Source organism: Kitasatospora sp. NPDC093806, assembly GCF_040683335.1.
In the GTDB taxonomy this organism is placed as follows: Bacteria; Actinomycetota; Actinomycetes; order Streptomycetales; family Streptomycetaceae; genus Kitasatospora.
In genome coordinates this window covers 94,468-109,596 of sequence record NZ_JBFBDO010000013.1, presented here as the reverse complement: position 1 = coordinate 109,596, position 15,129 = coordinate 94,468, and the positions used below count along the sequence as shown (strand labels likewise).

At 74.8% G+C, this 15,129-nt stretch carries 13 protein-coding genes; 9 read left to right on the top strand and 4 right to left on the bottom strand.

Annotation, left to right across the window (positions count from 1 at the left end; translation table 11 throughout):
* A partial coding sequence (locus AB0N76_RS10515; RefSeq protein ID WP_363555315.1) for a hypothetical protein occupies positions 1–217 on the top strand: 217 nt, incomplete at its 5' end.
* Positions 218–290: 73 nt separating this feature from the next.
* Here the strand turns inward: AB0N76_RS10515 and AB0N76_RS10510 are convergent.
* On the bottom strand, positions 291–1,895 hold the full coding sequence (locus AB0N76_RS10510; RefSeq protein WP_363555313.1) for an MFS transporter: 1,605 nt from the start codon (positions 1,893–1,895) through the stop codon (positions 291–293).
* Positions 1,896–2,109: 214 nt separating this feature from the next.
* Between AB0N76_RS10510 and AB0N76_RS10505 the strand changes: the two genes are divergently transcribed.
* The 6 genes from AB0N76_RS10505 to AB0N76_RS10480 all read left to right on the top strand — a co-directional run bounded on the left by AB0N76_RS10505 (position 2,110) and on the right by AB0N76_RS10480 (position 11,000).
* Positions 2,110–2,775, top strand: a complete 666-nt coding sequence (locus AB0N76_RS10505; protein ID WP_363555311.1) for a TetR family transcriptional regulator — start codon at positions 2,110–2,112, stop codon at positions 2,773–2,775.
* A gap of 66 nt (positions 2,776–2,841) precedes the next feature.
* Complete coding sequence (locus AB0N76_RS10500; protein WP_363555309.1) at positions 2,842–4,203, top strand: sensor histidine kinase; 1,362 nt, start codon at positions 2,842–2,844, stop codon at positions 4,201–4,203.
* On the top strand, positions 4,200–4,874 hold the full coding sequence (locus AB0N76_RS10495) for a response regulator transcription factor (protein WP_363555307.1): 675 nt from the start codon (positions 4,200–4,202) through the stop codon (positions 4,872–4,874). Before AB0N76_RS10500 ends, AB0N76_RS10495 begins: the two co-directional genes overlap by 4 nt.
* 253 nt (positions 4,875–5,127) lie before the next feature.
* Positions 5,128–7,101, top strand: coding sequence for a galactose oxidase early set domain-containing protein (locus AB0N76_RS10490; protein ID WP_363555305.1), 1,974 nt, complete (start codon positions 5,128–5,130; stop codon positions 7,099–7,101).
* Positions 7,102–7,126: 25 nt separating this feature from the next.
* Positions 7,127–9,529 (top strand): Dyp-type peroxidase, encoded by a 2,403-nt coding sequence (locus AB0N76_RS10485; protein WP_363555303.1) that lies wholly within the window; start codon positions 7,127–7,129, stop codon positions 9,527–9,529.
* A 259-nt stretch (positions 9,530–9,788) separates the two neighbouring features.
* The gene (locus tag AB0N76_RS10480) at positions 9,789–11,000 is read left to right on the top strand and encodes an alpha/beta hydrolase (protein WP_363555301.1); all 1,212 of its coding nucleotides are present in this window, start codon (positions 9,789–9,791) and stop codon (positions 10,998–11,000) included.
* A gap of 90 nt (positions 11,001–11,090) precedes the next feature.
* Here the strand turns inward: AB0N76_RS10480 and AB0N76_RS10475 are convergent, their stop codons facing one another.
* Entirely contained in the window at positions 11,091–12,059 is a 969-nt protein-coding gene (locus tag AB0N76_RS10475; RefSeq protein WP_363555299.1) for a WYL domain-containing protein, read from the bottom strand.
* A 100-nt stretch (positions 12,060–12,159) separates the two neighbouring features.
* On the opposite strand from AB0N76_RS10475, the gene AB0N76_RS10470 reads away from it, so the two are divergent.
* Positions 12,160–12,738, top strand: a complete 579-nt coding sequence (locus AB0N76_RS10470; protein WP_363555297.1) for a TIGR03086 family metal-binding protein — start codon at positions 12,160–12,162, stop codon at positions 12,736–12,738.
* Between the two features lie 16 nt (positions 12,739–12,754).
* On the opposite strand, the gene AB0N76_RS10465 is transcribed toward AB0N76_RS10470, so the two are convergent.
* Positions 12,755–13,216, bottom strand: coding sequence for a MerR family transcriptional regulator (locus tag AB0N76_RS10465; protein ID WP_363555295.1), 462 nt, complete (start codon positions 13,214–13,216; stop codon positions 12,755–12,757).
* An 84-nt stretch (positions 13,217–13,300) separates the two neighbouring features.
* On the opposite strand from AB0N76_RS10465, the gene AB0N76_RS10460 reads away from it, so the two are divergent.
* Complete coding sequence (locus tag AB0N76_RS10460) at positions 13,301–14,134, top strand: serine hydrolase domain-containing protein (protein ID WP_363555293.1); 834 nt, start codon at positions 13,301–13,303, stop codon at positions 14,132–14,134.
* Positions 14,135–14,136: 2 nt separating this feature from the next.
* On the opposite strand, the gene AB0N76_RS10455 is transcribed toward AB0N76_RS10460, so the two are convergent.
* Positions 14,137–14,913 carry a pirin family protein gene (locus AB0N76_RS10455; RefSeq protein ID WP_363555291.1) on the bottom strand — a complete coding sequence of 259 codons (777 nt, stop codon included), beginning with the start codon at positions 14,911–14,913 and terminating at the stop codon, positions 14,137–14,139.
* Between the last annotated feature and the right edge of the window lie 216 nt (positions 14,914–15,129).

The following is a 15,129-nucleotide window of genomic DNA, read 5'->3' as shown; positions in this document are numbered from 1 at the left end:
CCGGAACCGTTCCACCACCGCCGCCGCGGCCGGAGCGGTGGTCCTGACCGGCGCCCTGGTGCTCGCCGGATCGGGCAGCGCCGCCGCGCAGACCACCGCCCCGACGACCCCCGGCCACCCGGGCGGGACCCTGTCCGAGGAGGAGTACTGGCAGCGGGCCGAGGCCTGCTGGAGCGCGGCCGAGACCGATCCGACCCTCGACTGCCCGACCTCCTGAACCGCACGCTCCCGCGCGATGCCCGACGGCCCCGGACTCCGCCGAGTCCGGGGCCGTCGGGCCGAGGGCGCCGTCAGATGTGGACGGCGGGCCCCGCGTCGGTGCTGCCGCGCCGGGTGAGCAGGCCGAGCAGGGCGGCGGCGAAGGCGACCACCGAGGCCACCGCGAAGGCCAGCGACATGCCGCTCACGAAGGACTCGTGGACGGCCCCGGCCATCGCGTCGACCACCTGCTGCGGGGTGCCGGCCGGGGCGGGCGGGGCGATGCCGAGTTGGGCGGCCAGGTTGAGGCCCTCGGCGTGCGCCGGGTCGACCGGGGGCAGCCCGGCCCCGGCCCAGTTGCCGGGCAGCACGTCGGTGACCTTGGCGGCCATCATCGCGCCCAGCGCCGCGGTGCCGAGGCTGCCGCCGACCTGCATCGCGGACTGCTGGAGGCCGCCGGCCACGCCGGAGAGCTCCAGCGGGGCGTTGCCGACGATGACCTCGGTGGCGCCGACCATGACCGGGCTGATGCCCAGGCCCATCAGGATGAACCAGAGCGACATCACGCCGGTGCCGGAGCCGGTGTCCAGGGTGGACATGCCGAACATCGCGACGGTGGTGAGCAGCATGCCGGTCACGATCGGGATCCGCGGGCCGAGCTTGCCGATCGCGATGCCGGCCACCGGCGAGCCGACGATCATCATGCCGGTCATCGGCAGCAGGTGGACGCCCGCCTGGACCGGCGTCATCCCGTGCACGTTCTGCAGGTAGAAGGTGACGAAGAAGATCGCGCCGAAGAACGAGAAGGCCATCAGCACCATCAGCAGGGTGCCGGCCGACAGCGGCACCGAGCGGAACAGGCCGAGCGGGATCAGCGGCTCCCGGGCCACCCGCTGCCAGAGCGCGAAGGCCGTCATCAGCACGACCGCGCCGCCCAGGAAGAGCAGGGTGGAGACGTCGCCCCAGCCCCACTCGGGGGCCTTGATGATGCCGAAGACGAGCGCGAACATCGCCGCCGAGAGCAGCACGATGCCGGGGATGTCGAAGGACTTGGCGGCGTTCTCGGCCCGCACGTCCTTGACCACCCACAGGCCGAGGGCCAGCGCGAGCAGGCCGACCGGGATGTTGATGAAGAACACCGACTCCCAGTTGACGTGCTCGACCAGCAGGCCGCCGACGATCGGGCCGGCCGCGGTGGAGGCGCCGATCACACCGCCCCAGATGCCGATCGCCATGTTGAGCTTCTCGGCCGGGAAGGCCCCGCGCAGCAGCCCGAGCGCGGCGGGCTGGAGCAGCGCGCCGAACAGGCCCTGCAGGACCCGGAAGGCGATCACGGTCTGGATGTTGCCGGCGAAGCCGATGGCGGCCGAGGTGGCGGCGAAGCCGACCGCGCCGACCAGGAAGGTGCTCTTGTGGCCGAACCGGTCGCCGATCTTGCCGGCCGTGATCAGGAAGACCGCGAGGGCCAGCAGGTAGCCGCTGGTCACCCACTGGATCTCGGAGGGCGCGGCCTTGAGGTCGGCCTGGATCACCGGGTTGGCGATCGCGACGATCGTGCCGTCCAGGGCGACCATCATCACGCCGACGGCGACCGTGAGCAGGGTCAGCCAGGGGTGCCCCTTGAGGCTCCTCCCGGCGGGTGCGGTGGGCGGCGGCGGTCCGTCCGCCGTTGCGCTCTTGGTGAGGGACTGGCTCATCTGGGCCCTCCGGGGGCTGGCAGCGGACGGACGTGGTCGTGGCGCCCCCGGCCCACCCGTCCCCACGAGTGCCCGGCCCGAGGGGCGCCACCCGGCAGATTATGGCAGGCTCTGCCATTCGGCAAACACTGACTTCTGACCTGCTCTGCCATTTGTCAGAGGGCTACAGTAGTTTTCGGAACGCCCGCTCCAGCACCCTCCGGAAGGCCCCGCCATGGCCGTTCAGCCCGCCCCTCCCCCCGCCACCCGGGAGCCCGGACTGCGGGCGCGCAAGAAGCAGCGCACCCGCGAGGCCCTGATCGAGGCCGCCCACCGGCTCTTCCTCAGCCAGGGCTTCGCCCGGACCACCGTCGACGAGATCGCCACCGCGGTCGACGTCTCGCAGCGCACCTTCTTCCGCTACTTCGCCAACAAGGACGAGGTCGCCCTGGCCGTCCTCGCCGACGCCGAGGACGACTTCATCGCCCGGCTGCGGACCAGGCCCGCCGAGGAGAGCCCGCTGCGGGCGCTGCGCGCCGCGATCGTCGAATCCTGGCGCGAACTCGGCTCCTCGCACCGCACCGGCACCGGCACGGTGACCGCCGCGCTGGAGCTGCTCCGGCTGATCGAGGGCACCCCCACCCTGCTCGCCGCGCACCTGTGCCGGGTCACCGAGCAGGAGCGGGTGGTCGCCCGGGTGATCGCCGAGCGCGAGGGCCTCGACCCGGCCACCGACCTGCGGCCCACCGTGGTCGCCGCGGCCTTCGGCGGCGTCCTGCGCACCGCCCACCTCTCCTGGACCGCCGACCAGGAGGAGACCGGGCCGGAGGGCATGATCGCGCTGATCGACCGCCACCTGGACCAGCTCGGCCCGGCCCTGGCGGGCGACTGGCGGCACTGAGGCCCGGCGCCCGGCACCTGACGTCCGGCAGCTGACGTCCGGTCGGCCCCGCCCTACCCTGGCCGAATGATCAAGCCATCCGCCGGGCCGCCCCCGGGCGGGCGCGGACGCGCGCTGCTCGCCGCGCTCACCCGGCCGTCCGCCGACCGCACCCCGCTGCTCGCCCGGGCCGCCCGGCGCCCGGTCCGCGCCCTCCCGTACGCGCTCGCGGTGGCCGCGATCCTCGCCCTGCTGCCCAGCGCGGTGAACGTCCTCGGCCACGACTACGGGCTCGGCACCGGACCCGCCGTCGCCCTCGCGGCCGGCCAGACCGTGCCGCTGCTGCTCGCGGTCACCCGGCCGCTGCCCGCCTGGTGGCTGATCGGCGGCACCGACCTGCTGGCCTCCGTGCTGATCCTCGCCACCACCGACGGCGGGGGCGGGAGCACCGACCCCTGGCCGTGGCCGCCCACCGCGCTGGTCGGCTACCTGCTGCTGATGGTGCCGCTCGCGCTGCGCGAGTCCCGGCCCACCCTGGTCGCGGTCTGGCTGGTCACCGCCGTGGCCGGCCCGGTGCTGTCCCTGCTCGGCTCCGGCGACCGCTCCGGCGTCGACAACAGCGGGCTCGCCCTGGTCCTGACCGGGCTCGTCCTGCTGCTCGGCTGGTCGGTCCGCGACCGGGCCGAGACCCGCCGGCGGCTGGTCGAGCAGGAGCACATCAGCGAGGCCGAACGGGAACGGCGGACCCTGCTGGAGGAGCGCTCCCGGATCGCCCGCGAGCTGCACGACGTCGTCGCCCACCACATGTCGGTGATCGCCGTACAGGCGGCCAGCGCGCCGTACCGGATCACCGGTGTCCCGGCCGAGGCCGCCGAGGAGTTCACCGCGATCGCCGGCACCGCGCGCGAGTCGCTGGCCGAGATGCGGCGGCTGCTCGGGGTGCTGCGCAGCGAGGACTCGGACGCCGAGAAGGCCCCGCAGCCGGGGATCGGGCAGCTCCCCCAGCTGGTCGAGACGGTCCGCCGGGCCGGGGTGGCGGCCGAGCTGGCACCCGCCCCGGAGCCGGGCGTCGGCACCCTGCCGCCGGCCGTCGGGCTCTCGGTCTACCGGATCGTCCAGGAGGCGCTGGCCAACGTGGTCCGGCACGCCCCCGGCGCCGAGGCCCGGGTCTCGCTGACCGCCGCGGACGGATCGCTGCTGGTCACGGTGGTGAACTCGGCCCCGCCCGAGCGCACCCGGTCGCTGGAGGCCGCGGCCGAGGGCACCGGCCAGGGGCTGGTCGGGATGCGCGAGCGGGTCCGGCTGCTGGACGGCCGGCTGGAGACCGGGCCGCTGCCCGACGGCGGGTTCCGGGTGGCCGCCGTCCTGCCGGTCGGCGAACTGACGGATACTCGGTCCGATCGGCCGCAGGACGGACCGCGGCACACCCCGGGGGAGAACACCGTATGAGCATCCGCGTGATCATCGTCGACGACCAGGCGATGGTGCGGGCCGGCTTCGCCGCACTGCTCGGCGCGCAGGACGACATCGAGGTGGCGGGGGACGCCGCGGACGGCGCCCAGGCCCTGGAGCTGAGCGGCCGCGTCCACCCGGACGTGGTGCTGATGGACGTCCGGATGCCCGTGCTGGACGGCCTGGAGGCGACCCGCCGGCTGCTCGCCCCGGCGGCGGACGGCACGCACCGCCCGAAGGTGCTGATGCTCACCACCTTCGACGTCGACGACTACGTCTACGAGGCGCTGCGGGCCGGCGCCAGCGGCTTCCTGCTCAAGGACGCGCCGCCGGCCGACCTGATCGCCGCCGTCCGGGTGGTCGCGGCCGGCGAGGCGCTGCTCGCCCCCTCGGTGACCCGCCGGCTGATCGAGGACTTCGCCCGGACCAGGCCGGCCAAGCGGCACGACCCGACGCTGCGGGTGGACGGGCTGACCCCGCGCGAGACCGAGGTCCTGGAGCTGATCGCGCGCGGCCTGTCCAACCAGGAGATCGCCGCCCGGCTGGTCCTCGCCGAGCAGACCGTGAAGACCCACATCGGCCGGATCCTCGCCAAGCTCGACCTGCGCGACCGCGCCCAGGCGGTGGTGCTCGCCTACGAGTCCGGCCTGGTGACCCCGGGTCAGTAGGGGCGCTCCGAAGCGACGGACGGGCGCGGGCCGGACGGCTCGCGCCCGTTCGCGCGTTCCCGCACGCGCCCCCCGACAGCCCGCACACCCCCGCTCACCCGCTTGCGGCGCCCACCCGTCGAACGCAGTGACTCCGCATGCGAACCACCACCCACCGTGATGTCCTGTGACGGTCGGCGACCGCCCCTGCCCGCGCCCGCCCACGGCCCGGCCGCCCCGCGCGCCCACCACCCGCCCCGCTCAGAGGAGATCCATGTCCCCGTCCCCACCGCGGCCCACCACCGGACCGCGGCCCCGCCGGCGGTTCCCGGCCGGCCTCGCCACCGCCGTGGCCTGCGCCCTGACCACCGGCACCGTGCTCGCCTCGGCCGGCCCGGCCGCCGCGCTGACCGGCACCCACGGTCCCGGCGGCCACGGGAGCCCCGCCACCGACAGCCCGGCCGCCACCGCCCCGCGGATCACCGACCCCCGGGTCCAGGCGGAGCTGCGCGACGACGAGGTCGCCGCGCTCGGCCAGGAGCACGCCGAGGAGCACGCCCGGCTGCGCGCGGCCGTCCGCGGCGTCGGCGACTACCCGCAGACCACCCGCACCAACCGGTTCAACGCGCTGACGGAGTCCCAGGCCACCCACAACCGGGCCTTCGCCCCGGGCACCTTCGGGAAGTTCGACCAGTACTTCCCCTCCCCCGACTTCGGCGACCACATCGCGCTGCTGCCCACCGGCAAGGTACTGCTGTTCTCCTTCGAACGGATCGAGACCAACCCGGAGAAGGAACCCGCCCCCACCCAGACCATCGGCAAGGAGAACGCCGGCCGGGCCTTCCTCTGGGACCCGGCCAAGGGCTACGGCAAGGACTCCTTCAAGCAGGTCAACCCGCCGGTGGTGAACATGCCGGACGGCCTCGACCAGCCCCGCCCGGCGCCGTTCTTCTGCGCCGGCCACTCCTTCCTGCCCAACGGCATGCTCGGTGTCTTCGGCGGCAACCTCGGCGGCAACGGGGGCACCGGCGCCAAGCTGTCGCTGGTCTTCGACCCGTGGACCGAGACCTGGACCAGGAACCCCGACATGGCCGTCGGCCGCTGGTACCCCTCGGTGGTGACCGGCGCGGACGGACGGCAGCTGATCATGTCCGGCCAGTCCGAGCTCGGCTACGGCACCCCCACCCCGGTGGTGGAGCGCTTCCCCGCCAAGTCCTTCCCGGTGCCGCTGAAGAAGACGGACGTCCCCCGGGACACCCCGGTCGAGCGGTTCAAGGCCGACGCCCCGTTCAGCTTCGACTACCCGCACCTGTTCTCGCTCAACGACGGCAACGTCTACGGCTTCGGCCGCGCGGCCGGCGAGCAGTGGCGGTTCGACCCGGTCGCCGAGTCCCGCAGCGACCTGACCGCCCGGCCCGACGGACGCAAACGCAACTACGGCTCGGCCGTGCCACTGCCCGCCGGCGTCAACGGCCCGGACTCCGCGCTGATCCTCGGCGGCGACCGGGACAACCCGAGCACCCTGCGCTTCTCCAACGGCAACTGGACCGCCGAGAAGCCCCGCGCCTTCGGCCGCACCCAGGACGACACCCTGCTGCTGCCCAACGGCCGGCTGATGACCGTCAACGGCGCCTACGACATCCGCGACTACGGCAACGGCCCGTACAACCCGAACTCCGACCTCAAGTACCGCCAGGTCGAGCTCCGCGACGACCAGGGCAACTGGACCCTCGGCCCGGTCCAGCGGCTGCCCCGCGGCTACCACTCCAACGCCGTGGTGCTGCCCGACGGGCGGGTCCTGGTGACCGGCGACGAGCTCCAGCAGATCGCCAACAACCCGGACATCGACGGCACGGTGAGCGGCATCCCCGGCACCACCGGCCCGACCACCATGAACGGCACCATCGAGATCTACGAACCCGCCTACCTGCACCAGGGCGACCGGCCGGCCCTGGCCAACCCGCCCACCACGCCGGTCGGCTACGACAAGCGGTTCACCGTCACCAGCACCACCCCGGGCCTGGCCGCCAAGGCCGTCCTGCTGGCGCCGACCACCTCCACCCACTCGGTCAACACCAGCCAGCGCCACATCGAGCTGCGGCTCACCAGCCGGGCCGGCAACCGGCTGGAGTTCCAGGCCCCGCCGGACGCCAAGGCCGCGCCGCCCGGCTGGTACCTGCTCTACCTGCTCAGCGACCGGGGCGTGCCCAGCGTCGCGCAGTGGATCCAGCTCGTCCCCCAGTCCTGACTCCTCCCCCAGAAAGGAACCCGCCATGGCAACGGATCCGGTCCTGCGCGACAGCGAGGAGATCCAGGGCGACATCCTGGCCGGCTTCAAGAAGGACAACGTCAGCGTGCTGTTCCTCAAGTTCGAGGACGCCGCCCGGGCCCGCGACTGGCTCCGGCAGCTGACCCCGCAGATCGCCCACACCCGCGAGGTCGCCGCCTTCAACGCGGCGTTCAGCGAGGCCCGCAGGACCTCGGGCGGCGACGACCCGAGGACCCTCAAGGCCACCTGGCTGGGCGTCAGCTTCACCTACGACGGCCTGCGGACGCTCGCCGGCAGCGACCCGTTCCCGCAGCCCCCGCGGGTCGGCGGCGGCCTGGAGGCGTTCAAGGAGGGCTCGGCCGGCCGGGCCGGCGCGCTCGGCGACACCGGCGACAACTCCCCGGAGAACTGGCTCTTCGGCAACGGCCGGACCCAGCCCGTGCACGCCGTGCTGAAGCTCTCCGCGGACACCGAGGACGACCTGCGGGCCGCCGTCGAGGCGCAGCGCATCGCGGCCGCCGAGTGCCGGGTGCTGATCGTCTACCAGCAGAACGCCCAGACCCTGCTGGGCAGCCGCCGCGGCAAGGAGCACTTCGGCTTCAAGGACGGCATCAGCGAGCCCGGCGTCCGGGACTTCGACCGGCCCGACCCGAACCGCCCCGAGGAGGCCGAGGGCCACCCGGGCACCCGGCTGATCCCGCCCGGCGAGTTCGTCTGCGGCCTGGACAACGACCCGTTCAGCGGTCCCAAGGAGCAGTACCCGGACTGGGCCCGCCTCGGCTCCTTCCAGGTGGTCCGCCGGCTCGCCCAGGACGTCCCCGGCTGGTGGTCGCAGGTCTCGGTCAAGCTGCGGGAGCTCAAGCTCGCCAAGGCCGTCCCGGACGGCGTGACCACCGAGTGGCTGGCCGCCCGGATGGTCGGCCGCTGGCGCTCCGGCGCCCCGGTCTGCCACTTCCAGGACCGGGACGTGCCGAACAACCCGAGCGCGGCCTCGGACAACGACTTCGACTTCCGGGACGACCCGGAGGGCCTGGTCACCCCGCTCTGGTCGCACCTGCGCAAGACCAGCCCGCGGGCCGGGCTGCAGGAGGACCCGGACAAGCCGCCGTTCGACGCCGGGATCCTCGACGGCCGGCGGATCATGCGCCGCGGCACGCCGTACGGGGCGCCGTTCGACCCGGCCGCCGAGGGGCCGGGCGGCCCCGACGACCCGCGCGGCCTGCTCTTCATCTGCTACCAGGCGGACATCCAGCGGCAGTTCGAGTTCATCCAGGCCGACTGGATGGACCAGCCGAACTTCCCGCCGAACCGGGCGACCGACCCCGCCCCGCCCGGGCACGCCGATCCGCGGCCCGTGCCCGGCAAGGACCCGGTCACCCAGGAGGCCCCCGACGTCGACTTCGAGAGCCGGGACGCGAGCGGGCTGATCAAGCACACCCCGGTGAGCTTCCAGCAGTTCGTGCAGACCACCGGCTCGGTGTACGCCTTCATGCCGTCGATCAGCACCCTGAAGGGGCTCTGCGACGGCCGGCTGGTCGGCCCGCCCCAGGGCCAGACCTCCTCGGGCAGCACCGGCAGCCAGAACGGTGGGCAGACCGGCACCGGAACGCAGACCGGGACGCAGACCCAGCAGGGCGGCCAGACCACCCCGTCGTCCGGCCCCGGCTACCCGTGCGACGACATCGTCGCCGTCCCGGACCAGTGGCGGCGCGGCAACCAGAGCCAGTTCTGGGCCTGCCACGGCGACCGCTACCGGAAGATCTCGGTGGCCGACGGCGCCGCCCACACCGACCGGGTGGTCAACGGCGACCGCCCGCTGAGCAGCCACCCCTGCTTCCAGGGCATCGACCGGATCGACTGCGTCCTGCCCATGCCCGACCGCCAGGACCCGGGCGGCAAGAGCTGGTACTGGGTGTTCCACAGCACCGGCGGGCGCCAGCGCTACCGGGCCGTCTCGATCACCTGCGGCAGCACCCACACCGGCACGCTGGAACGCCCGGACCGCGACCTCACGGCCTGGGGCTCGCTGGGCGGCGTCGACCGGGTGGACTGCTTCCTCCCCGTCCCCGACCAGCAGCGGGTCGGCGGCAAGAGCTGGTACTGGTGCTTCCACAGCACCGGCGGCCGCCAACGCTACCGGCTGATCTCGGTGGCCGACGGCGCCGCCCACACCGACGTCCTGGAGCGCACCGACCGGGAGCTCTCCCAGTGGGGCTCGCTGACCGACGTGGCCAAGGTGGACTGCTTCCTGCCCGTCCCGGACTGCCAGCGGACCGGCGGCAAGAGCGAGTACTGGGTGTTCCACGGCGACACCTACCGCCGGATCTCGGTGGCCGACGGCAGCGGCCACCCGGACCGGCTGGTCGGCGGCGCCCGCTCCTGCGCCGCCTGGAACTCGCTGAGCTGAGCCGCCCCGCCCCGACCCGACCCGAGTCCGTCCGCCCCCGCCGCCACCCGGCCGCGGGGGCGGACCGGCGTCCGCGGGCGGTGCCCACCCGAACGATCCGGGACCGCCCAGGACACTCCGCGTTCATGTGATCCATCCCACAGTTTAAGGAAGGCCGGGTACCGCTCCGGCCCCCTACGCTTGCGGTGGGAAGTTGGCAGTCGTACCACCCTTCGGGCCCCGCCCGTGGATCGGTGACGGGACTCTGGGAGTTGAGGCGATGCGCCGTCGGCGGTGGAAGCACGTCCTGATCGGCGCCTTCGCGGGCGCCGCCGTCCTCGCCGACGCCGGCGCGGCCGCCGCCCAGGCCGCGGCCGCCACCGAGCAGTTGGCGATCTCCACCCCGCCGGCCGGCAGCGCCGCCTGGGTCGAGGACCACTCCTACGGGCTCGACCTGCCCGACCCGGCCACCACCGCCCCGGCCGCCGCCGCCGAGTTCTTCGCCCGGCTCACCCCCGCCGAGACCGACCGGCTGGTCGAGGCCTACCCGCTGGTGGTCGGCAACTTCGACGGCGCCCCGCTCGCCCTGCGCTACCGCGCCAACCGGGTGGCGCTGGCCGCCGAACGCGACCGCGCCCGGGCCCGCGCCGCCGACCCCAAGCTCGACCGGGACCTGCGCGCGCTCGCCGTCTCCCGGGCCAACGACGTGCAGAGCCTGCTCGCCCCCGGCCGGCAGATCCTCGCCTTCGACCCGCGCGGCCGCGGCCTGCTCACCGAGGTCTGGGGCGACCTCGGCGCCGCCGACCGGGTCGCGGTGATCGTCCCCGGCTCGGACGCCGACCTCGGCCACTTCGACCAGGCCGTCGAACCGCTCCGCTCCCCCGCCGGGATGGCCCGCGCGCTGTACGAGGAGGAGCACCGGCAGTCCCCGGGCACGCACACCGCGGTGGTCGCCTGGACCGGCTACGTCACCCCGTCCGGCCTCGGCCCGGACGCCGTCACCTCCCGGCTCGCCGACGTCGGCGCGCCCCGGCTGCGGCGGCTGCTCGCCGGGCTGAAGGAGACCACCCGGCCGGAGGCGCCGCCCGCGCTGTTCTGCCACTCCTACGGCTCGGTGGTGTGCGGCACCGCCGCCCCGGACGTCCCGCGCGCCGCCGCCTCGCCGTCCGACACCTCCGGGATCACCGACCTGGTGGTGTTCGGCTCCCCGGGCATGGGCGTGGAGAGCACCTCGGAGCTGGGCGACGGCGTGCACGTCTGGGCCACCCGCAACGAGAGCGACTGGATCGGCAACGTGCCGTACCTGGAGGTCGGCGGGCTCGGCCACGGCGCCGACCCGACCTCGGCGGACTTCGGCGCCGAACAGCTCTCCTCGGCCCGCTCGGCCGGCCACAACGGCTACTTCGCCCCCGGCACCGACAGCCTGCACAACTTCGCGGCCGTCGCCCTCGGCACCTACCAGGACGTCATCCGCCCGAACCCCGAGGCCTGAGCCATACCCCCCGTTCCCCGCCCCGAGCCGCACACCGTCGGCGAGCGGGCGACCCCGCCCCGAGCCGCACACCGTCGGCGAGCGGGCGAATTACTGGTACAGCCGGACGGCCTCCGCCGCGGCGCGGGCCAGCTCGCGCCGGGCGGCCGGCGGGGAGAGCACCTCGGCGTCCGCGCCGAAGGCGAGCAGCGCCCGGACGGCCGGCAGGGACTGGAAGCCCAGCGCGAGCTCGATCCAGTCCTCCGGCGCCCCGCCCCCGTGCTCCGGCGGGGGCGCGGTGAGCCGGGTGCCGTGGATCCGGACGAACATGTCCAGCCGTCCGCGCCGCACCCGCACCTTCACCGGCACCTCCTTCGGCAGCCGCTCCACCTGCTCGCGCAGCACCCCCCACACCTCGCCGAGCCCCACCCCCGGCCGCCGCCGCACCGGCTCCTCGGAGGTCTCCGCCTCCACCACCCGGTCGGCCCGGAACAGCCGCGGCTCGCCGTGCAGATCGGCCACCAGGTACCAGACCGCGGCCTTGCTGACCAGGCCGTACGGGTCGACGGTGTACTCGACCGGGGCGGGCGTGCCGCTGTGCCGGTAGCGCAGCCGCAGCCGCCGGTCGGCGAACACCGCGTACTGCAGCTCGCCGAGTTCCGGCCCGGGCGGGGCGCCGGCCTGGAGCCAGCGCGCCGGATCGACCAGGACCCGCTCGCTGATCCGTTCGGCGCCCGGCCGGTGCGGGGCGGGCAGCGCGGCCATCACCTTGCGCAGCGCCGAGCCGAGCGCCCCGTCCAGCCCGAGGTCGCTGTGCGCGCCCTGGGCGGAGAGCACGAACAGGGCGCGCGCCTCATCCGCGGTCAGTCCGCTGACGTCGGTGCGGTAGCCGGGCAGCAGGCTGATGCCGCCGTGCCGGCCCCGTTCGGTGTAGACGGGCACGCCGGCCGCGGAGAGCGCCTCGACGTCGCGGTAGATGGTGCGCACCGAGACCTCCAGCCGTTCGGCCAGTTCGGTGGCGGGCACCCGGCCGCGGGTCTGGAGCAGCAGCAGGATCGAGAGCAGGCGGTCGGCCTTCATGACACGAGGATCCCAGCAATCCTGACGGCGGTTGTCAGGTTTTACCGGGAGATTGCCTCCCGAAACGAAAAACCTTCGGTACCGATGGAGTTGACACCGCATGGACACCACCCAGGACCCGCGCCCGCTGTACCTGCTCGCCCTCGACCAGCTGGAGAAGCTGATCGCCGAAACCGGCCCGGAGAACCTGGACCGGCCCACCCCGTGCAGCGAGTACGACCTGCGCGCCCTGCTCGGCCACGTGGTCGGCGGCATCCACCGGCTCGCCTACCTGGGCGAGGGCGGCCGCTCCGAGGACGTCGCGGCGATGACCGGTGAGCTGGCCGACGACGCCTGGCCGGCCGCCCTGGACCGGGCCCGCGCCCGGGTGACCACCGCCTGGGCCGAGGACGCCAAGCTGGACCTCCCGGCCGTCGCCCCCTGGGGCGAGGTGCCCGGCCGGGCCGCCGTCGGCGGCTACGTCCTGGAGACCACCACCCACGCCTGGGACATCGCCCGGGCGCTCGGCAGCACCGTCCCGCTGGACGAGCGGCTGGGCGAGGCCGCGCTGGCGATCGCGCTCGCCGTGGTGCCGACCGAACCGCGCGGCGGCGCCGTCCCGTTCGGCCCGGTCCGCCCCGCCCCGGCCGACGCCGACGCGTACACCCGGCTCGCCGCCCACCTCGGCCGCGAGGTCTGACGCCGGCCCTCCCGCGCTACCGGGCCGGGTCGCCCGCCGCGATCCGCCCGGTGTAGTGGTCGATCTTGTGGTCGAGCACGGCCAGCGTCGCGTGCAGGTCCGCGATCTGCTGCCGCACCGCCTCCCGGTGGGCGAGCAGCAGGTCGCGGCGCCGCCCGGAGGTCCGCTCGCCCTCCCGGGCCAGCTCCACGTAGCGCAGCATGTCGGCCACCGGCATCCCGGTCAGCCGCAGCCGCCCCAGGAAGGCCAGCCGGTGCAGGTCGGCGTCGCGGTACCGGCGCTGGCCGGAGGAGGCCCGGTCCACCGGGTCGAGCAGGCCGATCCGCTCGTACCAGCGCAGGGTGTGCGCGGTCAGCCCGCTGGCCGCCACGACCTCGCCGATGGTGTGCCGGGGCGTCCGGTCGGGTTCGCCGACCGGATCCCCGAACACCTCGTCGCAGCTGCGCAGGCCGATCGCGATCGGTGCGAGGACGGGCATGGTCGGACCCCCCGGTGACGTCGAGTGCACTCGGGGCAAGCCTGCCATCCCGGCGGCCCCGGCCGCCCGGTTAGAGTCGGCGCCATGGAGAGCTTGCGGATGATCGAGACCTGGCCGGTGCCGAACGCGGCGGCGGCCGTCGTGCGGGGCGCGGACGGCGCGGTGCTGGGCGCGCACGGTCCGCAGGACCACCTGTTCCCGCTGGCGTCGGTGACCAAGCTGCTCACCTCGTACGCCGTGCTGGTCGCGGTCGAGGAGGGCGTCTTCGAGCTGGACGACCCGGCCGGCCCGGCGGGCTCGACCGTGCGGCACCTGCTGGCCCACACCTCGGGCCTGGCCTTCGACGAGCACCGGGTGATGGCCGAGCCCGGCAACCGCCGGCTCTACTCCAACGCCGGCTTCGACGTGCTGGCGCGGACCCTGGAGGAGGCCGCCGGGATCGAGTTCGGCCGGTACGCCGCCGAGGCCGTGTTCCAGCCGCTCGGCATGCACGCCACCCTGATCAACACCGCGCACCGCTCCCCGGCCGGCGCCGGCGGCCTGTCCACCGTCGCCGACCTCACCCGGTTCGCCGCCGAGCTGCAGTCCCCCAAGCTGCTGGACCCGGGCACGCTGCGCGCCGCCACCCGCGAGGTCGCCTTCCCGGGCACCAGCGGCGTGCTGCCGGGCTACGGCCACCGCCGGCCGAACGACTGGGGCCTCGGCTTCGAGATCCGCGACGGCAAGGCGCCGCACTGGACCGGCACCGGCAACTCCCCGGCCACCTTCGGCCACTTCGGGCAGTCCGGCACCTTCTTCTGGGTGGACCCGGAGGCCGGCGCGGCCTGCGTGGCGCTCACCGACCGGGACTTCGGCCCGTGGGCCGCCGAGGTCTGGCCGCAGCTCTCCGACGCCGTCCTGGCCGAGCTCGGCGCCTGAGCTCAGCCGTACGAGACCGGCGAGTGCATCTCCCACAGGAGCAGCTCGGCGCCGGTCTCGCCGGCCGTCGGCGCCGCGAAGGCGTCCCCGGTGATCCGCACGCTGTCGCCCGGCACCATCGAGCGGCCGCCGCCCTGCGGCCCGGGCACCGTCCGGTAGCCGAGCGAGCCGGCCGTCAGGTGCGCGTACCGCCAGGCGGCGGCCGGCAGCGCGGGCAGCGGCTGCCAGGGGCCGGCGGTCACCAGCCAGAGCGCGGCGTCGCTCCGGCGCAGCCGCAGCGCGTCGGTCGCGGCGTCCCGGTCCAGCCCGGAGGCGAGCAGCGTCAACCCGTCGTCCGCCCGCTCCACCCTGCGCAGCCCGTACGCCGGGGGCGCGTCGAAGACGTCCGGCTGCAGCCACATCTGGACGAAGCGGACCGGGCCGTCCGCGCCGCCGACGTTGCGCTCGGTGTGGGTGACGCCGGAGCCGGCGCTCAGGTGCTGGACCAGGCCGGCCCGGACCACGCCGCTGTGGCCCTGGGAGTCCCGGTGGGCCAGCGCGCCCTCCAGCACCCAGGTGAGGATCTCGGTGTCCCGGTGCTTGTGCTCCTCGTACCCGGCGCCGGGGGCGAGCAGCTCCTCGTTGCACGCGAGCAGCGCGCCGAAGTGCGTGTTCTTCGGGTCGTAGTGCCCGGAGAAGGAGAAGGCGTGCCGGGTCTCGACCCCCTCGGCGGGGTGCGAGAGGTAGCGCTCGGCGGTGCGGCGCTGGTCGGCACGGGGGCGGGCGGGCGCGTCGGTCACGGCCCCACCGTAGTGGGTGCGGGGCGGGTGTGACCGGTACCACGGTGCCGCTCCGCCGGGGCCTGTGCACGAGCAGTCACTCCGGTGAGGCAGTCTTGTCCCTGTGCCAGCCGCTTCCGCGAACTCCCAGAGCGATCCGACCGCCGCCCCCGACAAGAGCGGGAAGGCCCCGACCCCCGGCGCCGGGAGAGACCGGCCCGGGCGGGCGGCGCCGCG